Origin of the sequence: Mesorhizobium sp. WSM4307 (genome assembly GCF_007003945.1) — a bacterium.
GTDB lineage: Bacteria > Pseudomonadota > Alphaproteobacteria > Rhizobiales > Rhizobiaceae > Mesorhizobium.
In genome coordinates, this window is record NZ_VFTB01000027.1 from 1 (window position 1) to 12,489 (window position 12,489).

Here is a 12,489-nt window from a genome sequence, read left to right on the forward strand (position 1 = left end):
GGTGCGGCCGCGCCCCGGGGCGCGGCCGCACCGAAGGCCGGAGCGTGAGCGGAGGACGGCGCAGCCGTTGCGGCCGTGAACGGGGGGTGGCAGGGGTCGCCTCTCGGGCAGGCCGCGGGCGCGGCCTCGCCCGGCGGACCGCCGCCATGCCTAAAAGTCTTCCGGTGACGCCACCCCCGCCCGGCTGCCTATTAGGGCCGTTTATCCGGGCGGCAGGAAGAGACGGGCATCCTCCGGGACGAACTGATCGCGGAGCCATGCCGCGAGATGGGCCGGGCCGAGATGGCGCAGATCGTCGTTGAAATCGCCGAGCTGCGGCCACAACACCAGGGCGAGAACCCCAGCCTCGCCTGCGCGCTGGCTGAGACGCTCGATGCCGTGCCGACCGGCGGCGTCGGCATCGGCTGCGATGTAGAGGCGACGGCAGCCGGGCGGGAACGTCAGGCCGGCGAGGTGATTGGCCGAAGTGGCGGCGGCCACCGGCAGCGCCGGCATCACCACCTTAAGCGACGCCATCGTCTCAAAACCCTCGCCGGCGGCCATGACCGGGACGGGCGCACCGGGCTCAAGGCCGAGCCAGATGCCGTTGCCAAAAAGATGCCCGAGCGAGCGGCGTGGATCGGCAAGTTGCGCCTTGCCGACCTTGCCGCTCGGGTCCAGCCCAGAGGACAAGCCAGAGGAAAGGTACGTGCGCTGCAGGCCGGTGATCTGCCCGTCAGGGTTGGTGACAGCGGCAATCAGCGCAGGCAGCGTCTGCGTCTCGCCGGTCACGAGATCCCTGTAGTAGCAGCCGGGATGGAACCGCAGGGCACGCTCATGCGCGGAGAGCAGAATGCCGCGGCCAGCAAGATATCGTTCGGCCAGCGTGCCGACGATCGGTTGGGACATGGCGAACAGGCGACGCGCGGCCTCGGGCGAGCCGCGTGTTGCGACAGGTTGGCGCTGCGTGCCGGCGGGCTGGGGCGGTGGCAGCGGCATGGCGAGGAAGCGACGCGCTTCATCCGCGACATCGCGGAACTCGGTCAGGCCGCAGCTTTCGCGGATGACGTCAAGCAGATCGCCAAATTCGGCTGTGGCGGCATCGGTCCAATGTCCGGCGGCGCCGGGACCGGATTCCGGCCCGCTGAGCCGGACGAACATTGACCGTCCAGGCGTGTTGTGGACATCGCCGACCATCCAGTAGTTGCCGGAGCGATGGCCGTTGGAGAGATAGCCGCGACACACCGCCTCGGCATGTTCGCCAAGGCGGCGCGCCAGTTCGGAGGCCGAGACGGTCATGATCGTCCCCCCTTACGCCGCTGACGCGCGGTCGGTGACGCCGACCAGTGTGTGGCGGTCGAGGAGCTCGGCGAGGATGGACGGCCCTTGCTCGCTCGTCGGGATGAACAGCCGGAGCTTCCAGGAGATGATCTCGGAGATCAGGCCTAGCGCCTTCAGCCGGGGAACAAAAGCGTCGGTGAAGCCGATCAATTCGATACGGTAGTCGTTCATGACCCGACTGCGACGCAGGGTCAGGCCATCGGTGAGTTGCAGTCCGACCTTGCCTTCCACGAGCCCGGTCCAGGCATCTTGCGGCGCGAGCGTCGGCACATGATCGAGCCCTAGATTGCGCAACATGGTCGCGACAAGGGTCGGCGCGATGTGACGGCCGATGATGCGTTCGCCGGCATCGGTCTGGATCCGGTAGACCTGGCAATCATGATCCGGCAGCCGACGCCAGATCGGCAGCAGCAAACCCGTCACGATGTGAAAGGTGCTGGTGGTGAACTCCGGGACGGCGGCGACTTCAGCCTGCCACAGGTCGCAGAACAATTTTCGGTCGGCGGGTTGCCAGTGGGTTTCGGCAAGGGCGTCGAGACCGAAGCGCAGTTCGTCCGTCGGCCGCAGCAGGCGCACTCGGTGTTCGACGGTTCCGTCGTCGAGCATCAGGCTCGCCGTCGGCAGCCGGATCGCCGTGCGGTGCGATCGCGTGTTCACCAACAGAACCGATTGGGGTTCCGCCTGGACGATGGCCAGCGCGTCGACGAGGCTGAGCGGCCGAATTCGGTCCTTGCGCGCGACGGTCAGCACATGCGACTGCGCGCCCGAGACTGGGTGCGCGTAGACGGTGCGGCGATCGGTGACGACGATACTCTCCGCCGTGATCGTCTCCAGGCCTTTGTCATAGGAGCCGGCAGCGATCGCGCCCTCGACCTTCGCCGTCATCAGTTGCTCGAACACCTCGAACAGCAGGTTCTGGGTTTCGATCCGCAACGCCAGCAGGCGATTGAGCCAGGTCGTGATCGGTGGCAGGTCGTCGCGCAGCCCGCCCTCGTCGGTCGTCAGCGACAGCCCGGTCACGGTTTCGAAGGTGGTGAGCGAACAACCTTCGATCCTGCCCTGATGCAGCAGCATGTAGAATTGTCGAAGTGCGGCCCGCGCGTAGGGGCTTTCGAGATTGTCCTCGGCACGGAACAGCCCTGCCCCGCCGGTCTGGCGCTGGCCACGCGTGATCGCGCCCAGCGTGTCGAGCCGCCTGGCGATCGTCGACAGGAAGCGCTTGCCGGCCTTCACATTGGCGGCCATCGGCCGGAACAGCGGCGGTTGCTTCTGATTTGTGCGGTGGGTCCGTCCGAGCCCCTGGATGGCATTGTCGGCGCGCCAGCCGGCTTCGAGCAGATAGTGCTTGCGCAGCCTCTGGTTGCTGACGCCGAGATCGGCGTGGTAGGAACGGCCTGTGCCGCCGGCGTCGGAGAAGATCAGTACGCTCTTGTCGTCATCCATGAAACTCTGGGTCTCTGCGAGATTGGCCGAGCCAGGGCGGTTTTCCACGGCCAGCCGGTCGATGCCGTCGCGGCCAGTCTTCTTCACGATGCGGCGCGACCGGCCGGTCACCTCTGCGACGGTGTCGGTGCCGAAGTGATGGATGATCTGGTCGAGCGCGCTGCCGACAGGCGGCAGCGATGCGAGTTTTTCGACCATCTCGTCGCGCCGGCGAACGGCCTCGCGGCATTGGACGGGATTGCCGTCGGCGTCGTGGACGGGCCGCGAATAGACATTCCCCTCGGCGTCCGAATATTCCTCGAACAACTGGGTGGGGAAGGAGTGCATCAAGTAGCCGCCGACGTACTCGCGCGGCGTGACGTCGACATGCAGGTCAGACCATTCCTCGGTTGGGATTTCGGCAAGCCGTCGTTCCATCAGCGCCTCGCCGGTCGAGACGATCTGTACGACCGCCGAATGACCGTCGGCGAGGTCCTGCTCGATCGCGCCGAGCAGGCTCGGCGTCATCATCGAGGTGATGAGATGGCTGAAGAAGCGTTGCTTGGTGCTCTCGAAGGCTGAACGCGCCGCCGATTTTGCGTCGCGGTTCAGCGTGCCGGCCTTGCTGGTGATGTTGGTCGCCTCGAGTGCTGCGGTCAGGTTGTTGTGAATGACCTGGAACGCGTCGGCATAGGCGTTGTAGATGCGGATCTGTTCGTCGCTCAGTGCATGCTCGAGCAGGTCGTATTCGACCCCGTCATAAGAGAGCGAACGCGCCGCATAGAGGCCGAGCGATTTGAGATCGCGGGCGAGTACTTCCATCGCCGCGACACCACCATCCTCGATCGCGGCGACGAACTCGGCGCGGTTGGCGAAGGGAAAATCCTCGCTGCCCCAGATGCCGAGACGCTGCGCATAGGCGAGGTTCTCGACCGCCGTCGCACCGGTCGCGGAGACGTAGACGACGCGCGCGTCGGGAAGGGCGTGCTGCAACCGCAGTCCCGCCTTTCCTTGCTGCGACGGGGCGACGTCGCCACGCTCGCTTTTGGCGCCAGCGGCGTTGGCCATGGCGTGGGCCTCGTCGAAGACGATGACGCCATCGAAAGATTTTTTCGCCCCCGACGGGTTTTCTCCAATTCCTGTCTGGCTTTCGGCCCTCCCTGCCGACTCTTCTCCGTTCCCTGTCGGGCCTTCGGCCCTCCCCGCCTCTTGGCCAACCCATTCGAGGATCTGGGCTATCCGGGATTTCTTGCCTTCCCGTTCCTGCGAGCGCAGCGTCGCGTAGGTCGTGAACAGGATGCCCTCGGCAAGGCGGATCGGCGTGCCCTGGCGAAAACGCGACAGCGGCTGCACAAGAAGTTTTTCCTGGCCAAGTGCCGCCCAATCGCGCTGTGCGTCTTCCAGCAGCTTGTCCGACTTGGAAATCCAGATCGCGCGGCGTCGCCCTTGCAGCCAGTTGTCGAGTATGATGCCGGCGACTTGCCGTCCCTTGCCGCATCCGGTCCCGTCCCCCAAAAACCATCCACGACGGAAGCGGACAGCGTTCGCAGCCCCTTCTGGTGCGGCCGAGACGACATCGCAGGTCTCGTCAACCGCCCAGGTGCCGGCAAGATGGCCGCAATGGGCTTCGCCGGCATAGACGACGCTTTCGAGCTGGGCGTCCGACAGCAGGCCTTCGTCGATGATCGCATCAGGAAGAAGCGGCCGATAGGAAGGTTTTGGTGGCGCGACGGCGGCCATTGCGGCCGACTGCACGAGCGGCGTCGGATGCGGCTTTGCGCGGGGAATGTCGATCGACTGGAGCGCGTAGGGTTCGTAGATCGTGTCGGTGAGCCGGCCGCCGTCCTCCGGCATCCAGTCGCGCAGCTCATAGGCGAGGGGAACAGCCGGGGTGGTGCTCGCGATGATGGGGCGGGTGGGCTTTGCCCGGAGGACAATAGGGCGGACTGGCCGGATGACCTGCGGAACGGCCGCAACGGGTCCGGCTCTCGCCGCGGATCGGGCGGCCATCTGCATGGCGGCATTGCGCAGGATCCCGTTCGATAGGGTGCCGATCGAATCGGGAAAGCCACCCGGTGTCCGGGGCGGCAGATCCGTGATCCAGGCGAGCAGCGTTTCGACATCGGTGGCTTTGCCCGGCGACCGGACGAAGTTTTTCGGTTCGGCGGCCGGTACCTTGTCGATAATTGTCAGACGGGTCTCAGTGGTGGTGCCATGGCGGGCGTAGACACGGCCGTCGATCGCCGCGGTAAAGACAATGGTGCCCTGTTGCTGCAGGCCTTCGAAGGCCGGCCGCCATTTGGGGTTTTCCGGACACAGCCCGGTGCCGGTGATGGCGACCAGGCGCCCGCCGGCGCGCATGCGTGCGAATGCGGAAGAGAGATGTCGCCATGCCGCGTCAGTGACGTGGCCGTCGACATTGGCGCCGACGCTGAAGGGTGGATTCATCAGCACGACGGACGGCTCGATGACCGCGTCGAGATGGTCGTCGATATGGGCAGCGTCGTGCCGAGAGACGGAAACCCTTGGAAACAGCAGGCAGAGTAGATCGGCCCGTGTCGCGGCAAGCTCATTGAGGGCGATCGAGGCGCGCGCCATCTCGGCATGGACGGCGAGCAGACCGGTGCCGGCCGAGGGTTCCAGAACGAGGTCACAAGACGCGATCGCCGCCGCGTGCGCCGTGACGAAGGCCAGGGGCAAGGGCGTGGAGAGCTGCTGCATGGCTTGGCTCTCGTCGGACCGTCGCGTATGGGTGGGAAGAAGCTCGGCAATGCGCTTCATCATCACCAGCATTGCCTGAGGCGTGATCGACCGCGACAGGATCGTCGGGCCGAACCGGCGCAGAAATAGCACCTGGGCGGCTTCCAGCGCCTCATAGGCGTCCTTCCAGACCCACAACCCTTGCGCATCACTGCCGCCCAAACTTGCCGTCATGGCAGTGCGCAATGCGGCGGTGGTGACACGCTTGCCCTGCTCGAGGAAATGCAGAAGCCGCATTCCGGCCTGATGGATCGCCTGGGCGTTGTTGATGGGGGTGGGCGTCGGCGCGTCGGGGGAAGCGGCCGTCCGGGCAACAGCAGACGTGGTCGAAACAATGTTCATGGAGATGTCCTTCGCGAGAGGGGAGTGGCGCCCGCGCCGGCACTCTCTCCGCGCCAGCCGGGCACACTCCTCCCGGCTCCCCTCTGCCTCTGGCGCCGATGCACCAAAGGGGTTGCGCTCTTTGCAAACCCATGACTTGAATGCGCGCACAGGGATGCGGCGGCGACCTGGAGCTGTGGAGGTGATGCGACGGTTCAGAATTGGCAGTGCGGTCTACGAGGAGGCAGCGCCTGACCTGCAGGCGGCGCTGGCGAGTGCCTATGCCCGCACCGAGCGTCCGCTATGCCTGTGCCGCGAGCCGGGCTGCCCGATGTACATCGCCCGCATCGGCGACCTTCACCTGATCAAGCGCATGCCGCTTAGCGGCGGCGGACATGATCTATCCTGTGATTCCTATGAATCACCTTACGAACTGTCCGGGCTGGGCGCCTTGATGGGCAGTGCGATACAGCTCGATCCGCAAAACGGCTTGGCCGCCCTTAAGTTGGACTTCAGCCTGTCGAAGACGGGGAGCCGTGCGGCATCGGTGCCTGCGGGGCAAAGTTCCGCCAGCGTAACGGCCGATCCCAGGAGGATGTCGCTGCGTGGCCTGCTTCATTATCTCTGGCACGAGGCCGAACTGACGGTCTGGACATCGAGGTGGGCCGGCAAACGGCATTGGTGGAATGTCCGCTGGCATCTGCTCGAGGCTGCCGGGCAAATGACGGTGAGGGGCGGCCCACTCGCGGATATCCTGTTCGTGCCCGAGCCGTTTCGCGCCGAGAACAAGCAAGCCATCGAGCAACGTCGCAACGCGGTTCTCGGCACGGCCCTCCCGCCTAAATCAGGTCCCCGAAAGCTGCTCGTCCTGGTGGGGGAGATGAAGGAGATGGTTCCCGCCCGCTCCGGTCAGAAACTCGTCATCAGGCATTTGCCCGGTTTTCCCTTCATCATCGACGATGCATTGCATCGCCGCTTGCAGGCGCGTTTTGAAAAAGAATTGTCCCTGTGGGCAGCGGATTCCAGCTCGCATCTCATGACGATCGCGACGTTCGGACTGAACCCGGCCGGCCTCGCCATTGTCGAGGAGATTGCGTTGATGGTGGTCTCCGAGAACTGGATTCCCTACGAGACGGTCCCGGAGAAAAGGCTCGTCGATGGGCTCGCCCGCCTTCGCGAGAAGAGCGTGAAGGGATTGCGCTTTGACCTGCAACCCGACCAGCCGATCGCCAATGCGTTGCTTCAGAAGAGGGACGAGCCGATAGCGCTCTTTGTCGTTCCGGCCGGAGCGGACGAAAACTACGAAGCGTCGCTCGACGAAATGATCGCCGCGCGACCGGAGATCGGCTCCTGGGTGTGGCGGGTCGGCGAAGGCGATATGCCGCCGCTACCCCTTTGAGCGTCGGGCGGAATTTCCAACGCGCCTCAGTATGCCTTAGGCCAGGCCCAGCTTCTTCTTGAGCTCGGCATTTTCCTTGCGCAGACGGTCGGCAAGCAGGTTCTTAAGGCGCTTGTTTTCTTCTTCGAGCGCGACAAGATCGCGAAGATCGCCGCTGTCAGAGGAAGGTGCGGCAGCCTTCTTCCAATAATAGTAGGTCTGCTCCGATATGCCGGCCTGGCCGACCGCAATCTTGCTGGTCGCGCCGGCAGCGATCGATTTCTCGATCTGGGCAAGCTTCTGGGCGCGTTCCTTCTCGGAATATGTCTTGCGGGCGGTCTTCGCTGCCACGGGAGCTTCTGCGGCCGCGGGCGCAGGTTTCGCTCCGTTCTTGCGGGCCGGCTTTACGAGCTCTGCCTTCGATTTCTTTGCTCGCGGAACTTTCTTCTTCGATTCAGGCACTTCCACTTTGGCTGGCGCTACTGTCGTCTGAACAGTCTGAGCGTCCTGAAAATCGGCCATCATATACTCCGCTTGTGGTTTATCCCCTTCTTCAGCATCAAGGGGTCTTATACTGAAGTCAATGACCTGGGAATTTGGGAGCGGAGCAGCATAGCCCGGCTGCGTCATCTCCGTGGCAATCTTGGACAGGTCGAGATCGCCCCAGATCGAATGGCTTGGCTTCTGCTTACCGCGCCTCTGTTTCATTTCCACGATGAATGGCCGGATCTGGCGCTTCATAGTCTGTTCCTTGATGTGAGCATGACTTGCAAGTCAAGTCGCTGTTCGTGTTAGCGAGTATCCGACCTATCTTATCGCTCTCGTCGTGCTTTATCGGAGAAACCCCGCAACGAGCAAGCGGTGTGTCATGGGCCTTGCGCAGCCGGCTCAATCAACGGGAGGGCGAACATCCCTACTGAGAGGTGATGGGCTGATCTTCAGAGCTGCATCAACACCGATGCTCAGGCGTCCAGCCGGCGGAGTGCGATGACTGTGCACAATCCGGCTGGAGCGATTGCAATCCCTATTTTCTTGGGAACTAATCTTCTTATGGCGGCGGAAGAGCTGGACGCGCTTGTTTTCGGGATGGCGGTCGACAGCGTTCGTGCGCTTTCTGTTCCTTTCGCGGAAAAAGTCGCGGAAGTCGCCCACAGAAGCCAGGGCGTGCTGCTTTTCAATTTGCGCATCGATGGCGACATGGAACTTCAGCGCGTCGCCGCCATCCGGTATCCAAGCAATCAGACAGGGGTTCTGGTGCTGGATAAGCAGGGCTTGTTGACCAGCCATTGCATGGTCAATGGCACTTTCTCCAACTTTATCGCTCCGTTGGAGGACTGGAACACGCTGCCGCTGGCAACGCAAGCCAGGACGAGTATCGCAGGCCCGGCCAGCCTGTTCATCGGCGCTTTACGCAATGCCGGATACCTCCCGCGTGGCGGGCACTGAGCAGACGTTTTTCTGAGGGCGGATGCTTATTTCCTCGGGGCAGTTGGCCATACGGTCTCGAAGGTCTCAACAGCTGAGGATGGAAGCGGGTGCATACATTGAGCGAAAGTCGGTCACCGTCATGGAGAGGTATCGCCGTCGAGGCGCGGTTCTCATAGATATCCATCGTCGCCCTCCTTCGTCAGCTCCGACGCAATCGCACTTTGGACAGGAACTCGTCGATCTCGAGATCCGACAGATCATCGAGCGGCTTGAAGGCAGCATCATGCCTTCCGGCGTTGACGAGAATCGTGCGTTTGCCTTGATGTCCGGCCCACCCGGTCTCGGGGTCTGCGTTGCGGGCGATCCCCCTGAGCTCGACAGGGGTTATGTTCCAGATCGCCTCGAGCTTCCGCGCGGGTCATGCTGTCGCTCGCGCCGGTCTCGTGGGCGATGATGGCGGCGCGCATCTTGTCTGGCGACTGGCGATCGGTGAGATCGCAGAAGCCATGAAACCAGCGCTCGCGGCCCCGGATCCGGATCGCGAAGAATACGCTGGTCACGTTGCCGGCCTTATACTCCGACATTCCGAACATGCCGGTGCGCAGGAAGAGCGGCGGCAACAAATCTAGCATGAAGTGGTATTCGGACGCGGTGATCTCAAACCACTCGCCTGAATAGGGAGTGCCGGAATTGGGATCGATGCCGGGAGTGTCTTTGTGACGGCTGAACAGTTGGAACATCTGCTCGCGGGTGGCGACGCCGTCGAGCACCTTCCTGAAGGGTGGATGTGCGGTCATAAGGTCTCCTGAAGGCAGGTCGGCCACGCGCGGCATCACCGTGCCATGGCAACTGCTTGCTGTGTTGTGGCTGGCGACGGGCAGAGCCCGCGGCCGGCACGTGCATCGGCGATGATGGGGTTTGCAGGAGTTTAGGCGGCGCGTCGTTCGGAGGAACGCGAAGCGTCTCGACCAACTCCAGTGATGGCACGGACGGCGGCGGCGAGCGCCGGAATGTCGTCCAGCATGCCGAGGGCGACGAAGTGGTTGGCTCCGCCGGTATAGTCCTTGCGGCCCTTGCAGGTGCGGATCAGGATACCGTGACCTGAGGACAAACCGAACTGGCCGACCTGGATGTAGGCGTGGTCATGGTGCAGGGTAATTTCACCGCAAACGGCGATGCCTGCCCTGTTGGAGCGCAGGTCGAAGCTTCCCTGCGGCAGCGCGAGTTCGGCGGCGAGTTTCTTCAGCCGTGAACGGGCTGTGGTGTGGAAACGTCTCTTCTGCTGCTCGTCGTAGGAGCAGGATCTTTTCCAGTCGAACATGTCGATCTCCATGAAACAAAAACGCCCGGGCGCGCTATGGCGATCCCGGGCTTGAGAGTGAGTTGGAACTGAAATGAGGTCCGGCGGGAGTGCCGGGCCGGTGCGAGCGTGAGGCGGGTTATTCGGCGGCCTGGAGGTGGTCCGTTTCGTCGCCGTCGATGGTCACCGGCTCATCGGAGGACGGATCCGCATCGTCGGCGAGGAAGGCCGGCAGCTCGGCGGCATCGCCGTCGAGGGCTGCCTCGTCCGACATGTCGCCGGTGACCGCGTTGCCAGCATCGGCAGACACTTCATCGACCTCAACGCGCAGCGGCTCGGGCAACCAGTTCGAGCCTTCGAGAAGCCGGGCGGCTTCACGGGCCATGATGTCCTTCTTCATGTGGTCGATCAGCTGCGCGGAGTCTGCGCCACGCGCTTCACGGACAGCCTGCAGGATCCGCGCCTTGGTGAGCCGCCCGAGGAACTCGACCGTGGGCGTCCACCCGGCGTCGACCATGTCGAACTGGAGCGAGCGGCCAAGCACGTCTGCATGCTCGAGCGCCTTAGCTCGCCTGTTCCAGGGTTCGACCACCGCATTGAGGGTCAGCGAGACGCAGTGCGCGAACAGCGCCTTGCGGCTTGCTTCATCGAGGCCGAGAAGGAAGTCCCACAGGCCTTCCGCCTCATCGGGCAAATCGCGGTCCCAGGCTTCGTGCCGCTCGGCGAACTCCTTGGCCCAGGAGGTCTCGGCAAGACCGTCAACCTGGCTGAAGCTGGCGCTCTTCAGGCTGATCTCCAGGCACGTGTCCGGCGCGAAGCGATAGAAAACCTGCAGGACGAAGGCATGGAGTGCGGCGACGAAGGCGATGTCGACGTCGCCGGCGAGCGCGTTGCGCAGTGCCAGCGTCCGCTGCGCGGTCAGGTCGAAGACGAGCCGATCGGGCAGTGGCTTGATGCCGTCGTCCTCGCCGTCGTCGCCAGAGGCGTCGTTCACCAGCTTACCGTTGACGACAACACCATCGCAATCGTCGTCGCCATTGGACCGGGTTCCGCCGGCAGCGCCCCCTTCCTCGCCCTCATCGACATCGCCGGTTTCGGGCCGCGGCTCGTCCTCGGACCGCACGAAACCGGCGTCGACCTGGAGCTTGCCATTCGCGGCAAGGGTAACGAACACACCGGCAGTGGCCTTCTGGGCGGGATCGTAGCTTTGAGGACGATCATCGATCGCATCGAGATCAGAACCCAGCTGGTCGAGCTTCGCCTCGATTGCTTCGTCGGCATCCTCGGCCTTGGCATAGTCCGCATCCAGCTTGTCATATTCAGCCTTCAGCGCATCGTAGCGTGCGATCTCTTCGGCGCTGAGCTCCTGCGCCTCGGCGTAGATGCGCCGCATGCCGGAGGTGTGGCCATAGGGAAAGCTGATCGCCGCCTCCACCCATTTCCAGCCTTCAGCGCGGATCGCGTCGGCATCCACCTTCAGCCTGTCGAAGACAAGCTGCTCGAGGAGTGCGGCATCCTGGAACCAGCCGCCGGAATCCTGTTCGAACAGGTCGCGAAGGATGACCCCTCCAGCCGCTTCATAGGCTTGGGCGCCGACATAGACGGCCCGGCGATCGTCGGCGCGAACGGTGGTCTCGGTCAGCAGGCGCCTGATGTAATAGGGTTCCTGCGTGTGCGAGCTGGAAATCCGCTCCCAGACCTGTTCCTGGCGCGCGTGATCGTCCGAGATCGAAAACGCCATGATCTGTTCGAGACGGATTTCGTCGTTCTCGTAGTGATCGAGAAGTTTTGGCGACACCGAGGCCAGCCGCAGGCGCTGCCTAACAGTCGCCGGCGATACGAAGAACCGGGCGCCGATCTCGTCTGGATCGAGACCCTGATCGCTGAGCGTCTTGAAGGCCCGGAACTGGTCGAGCGGGTGCAGGTCGGCGCGCCGCAGGTTTTCGGCAAGCGAATCCTCCTCGGCCGAGGTCTCCTGCCCGCGGTTGACGATGCAGGGGATCGGCTCGTTCTTCGCCAGGCGCCTCTGCTTGATGAGGATGCCGAGCGCGAGATAACGCCGGCCGCCGGCGGGCACCTCGAACATGCCCGTCTTCTCGCCCTCGCCGTCGAGCACGGGACGGACGTTCAGGCTCTGGATCAGCCTTCGCCGTCCGATGTCTTCGGCCAGCTGCTCGATCGACACCCCGTCCTTGATGCGCCGGACATTTTTCTGCGACAGCATCAGCTTGTCATAGGAAATATTCTCCGCGGCGTTCATCGCGATCTTCTGAATGGCGTTCTTTGCCATGGTCAGGTTCTCCATGACGGGCGGCCCGGGGCCTCTCCCCGAACCTCCAAGCCCGTCAAAAACCCTCCCCTCCCCCCTCTGCCTCCAGGCCTCACGCCGACCCGGCCCCGGCTCAGACCTCGACGAGGCCGAGCCGCCGGAGGTGCATCCTTCCAGCATGTTGGCTTCACCGGGTTCTCAAACGAAAAAAGCGCCGTCCTCTTACTTCGGAGGACGGCGCTGGGATCGATGGAGACGGCCCGGAGGCGAGGCCGACAACGACAGTTTTCG

At 63.8% G+C, this 12,489-nt stretch carries 8 protein-coding genes; 2 read left to right on the forward strand and 6 right to left on the reverse strand.

What is annotated here, in order from left to right:
• Positions 1-201 precede the first annotated feature (201 nt).
• Both FJV83_RS35930 and FJV83_RS35935 read right to left on the reverse strand, forming a co-directional pair.
• On the reverse strand, positions 202-1,278 hold the full coding sequence (locus FJV83_RS35930) for a toprim domain-containing protein (protein WP_095775680.1): 1,077 nt from the start codon (positions 1,276-1,278) through the stop codon (positions 202-204).
• Between the two features lie 12 nt (positions 1,279-1,290).
• Positions 1,291-5,844 (reverse strand): strawberry notch family protein, encoded by a 4,554-nt coding sequence (locus FJV83_RS35935; RefSeq protein ID WP_142886631.1) that lies wholly within the window; start codon positions 5,842-5,844, stop codon positions 1,291-1,293.
• Positions 5,845-6,028: 184 nt separating this feature from the next.
• Here FJV83_RS35935 and FJV83_RS35940 point away from each other — a divergent pair, with 184 nt between their 5' ends.
• Positions 6,029-7,222: a DUF1173 domain-containing protein gene (locus tag FJV83_RS35940; protein ID WP_095775682.1), complete on the forward strand. Its 1,194-nt coding sequence runs from the start codon at positions 6,029-6,031 to the stop codon at positions 7,220-7,222.
• Between the two features lie 36 nt (positions 7,223-7,258).
• On the opposite strand, the gene FJV83_RS35945 is transcribed toward FJV83_RS35940, so the two are convergent.
• Positions 7,259-7,942: a transposase gene (locus FJV83_RS35945; protein ID WP_246691960.1), complete on the reverse strand. Its 684-nt coding sequence runs from the start codon at positions 7,940-7,942 to the stop codon at positions 7,259-7,261.
• A 246-nt stretch (positions 7,943-8,188) separates the two neighbouring features.
• On the opposite strand from FJV83_RS35945, the gene FJV83_RS35950 reads away from it, so the two are divergent.
• Positions 8,189-8,647 (forward strand): hypothetical protein, encoded by a 459-nt coding sequence (locus tag FJV83_RS35950; protein WP_095775683.1) that lies wholly within the window; start codon positions 8,189-8,191, stop codon positions 8,645-8,647.
• Between the two features lie 263 nt (positions 8,648-8,910).
• On the opposite strand, the gene FJV83_RS35955 is transcribed toward FJV83_RS35950, so the two are convergent.
• The 3 genes from FJV83_RS35955 to FJV83_RS35965 form a co-directional block, all read right to left on the reverse strand.
• Entirely contained in the window at positions 8,911-9,426 is a 516-nt protein-coding gene (locus FJV83_RS35955) for a DUF1419 domain-containing protein (protein WP_245318352.1), read from the reverse strand.
• 131 nt (positions 9,427-9,557) lie between these two features.
• Positions 9,558-9,962 carry a hypothetical protein gene (locus FJV83_RS35960; protein ID WP_095775684.1) on the reverse strand — a complete coding sequence of 135 codons (405 nt, stop codon included), beginning with the start codon at positions 9,960-9,962 and terminating at the stop codon, positions 9,558-9,560.
• 106 nt (positions 9,963-10,068) lie between these two features.
• The gene (locus tag FJV83_RS35965; RefSeq protein ID WP_095775741.1) at positions 10,069-12,219 is read right to left on the reverse strand and encodes a ParB/RepB/Spo0J family partition protein; all 2,151 of its coding nucleotides are present in this window, start codon (positions 12,217-12,219) and stop codon (positions 10,069-10,071) included.
• Between the last annotated feature and the right edge of the window lie 270 nt (positions 12,220-12,489).

Coding starts and splice junctions, on each gene's coding strand:
- FJV83_RS35930 (WP_095775680.1), bottom strand. CDS start 1,278: ATGACCGTCTCGGCCTCCGAACTGGCGCGCCGCCTTGGCGAACATGCC.
- FJV83_RS35935 (WP_142886631.1), bottom strand. CDS start 5,844: ATGAACATTGTTTCGACCACGTCTGCTGTTGCCCGGACGGCCGCTTCC.
- FJV83_RS35940 (WP_095775682.1), top strand. CDS start 6,029: ATGCGACGGTTCAGAATTGGCAGTGCGGTCTACGAGGAGGCAGCGCCT.
- FJV83_RS35945 (WP_246691960.1), bottom strand. CDS start 7,942: ATGAAGCGCCAGATCCGGCCATTCATCGTGGAAATGAAACAGAGGCGC.
- FJV83_RS35950 (WP_095775683.1), top strand. CDS start 8,189: ATGACTGTGCACAATCCGGCTGGAGCGATTGCAATCCCTATTTTCTTG.
- FJV83_RS35955 (WP_245318352.1), bottom strand. CDS start 9,426: ATGACCGCACATCCACCCTTCAGGAAGGTGCTCGACGGCGTCGCCACC.
- FJV83_RS35960 (WP_095775684.1), bottom strand. CDS start 9,962: ATGGAGATCGACATGTTCGACTGGAAAAGATCCTGCTCCTACGACGAG.
- FJV83_RS35965 (WP_095775741.1), bottom strand. CDS start 12,219: ATGGCAAAGAACGCCATTCAGAAGATCGCGATGAACGCCGCGGAGAAT.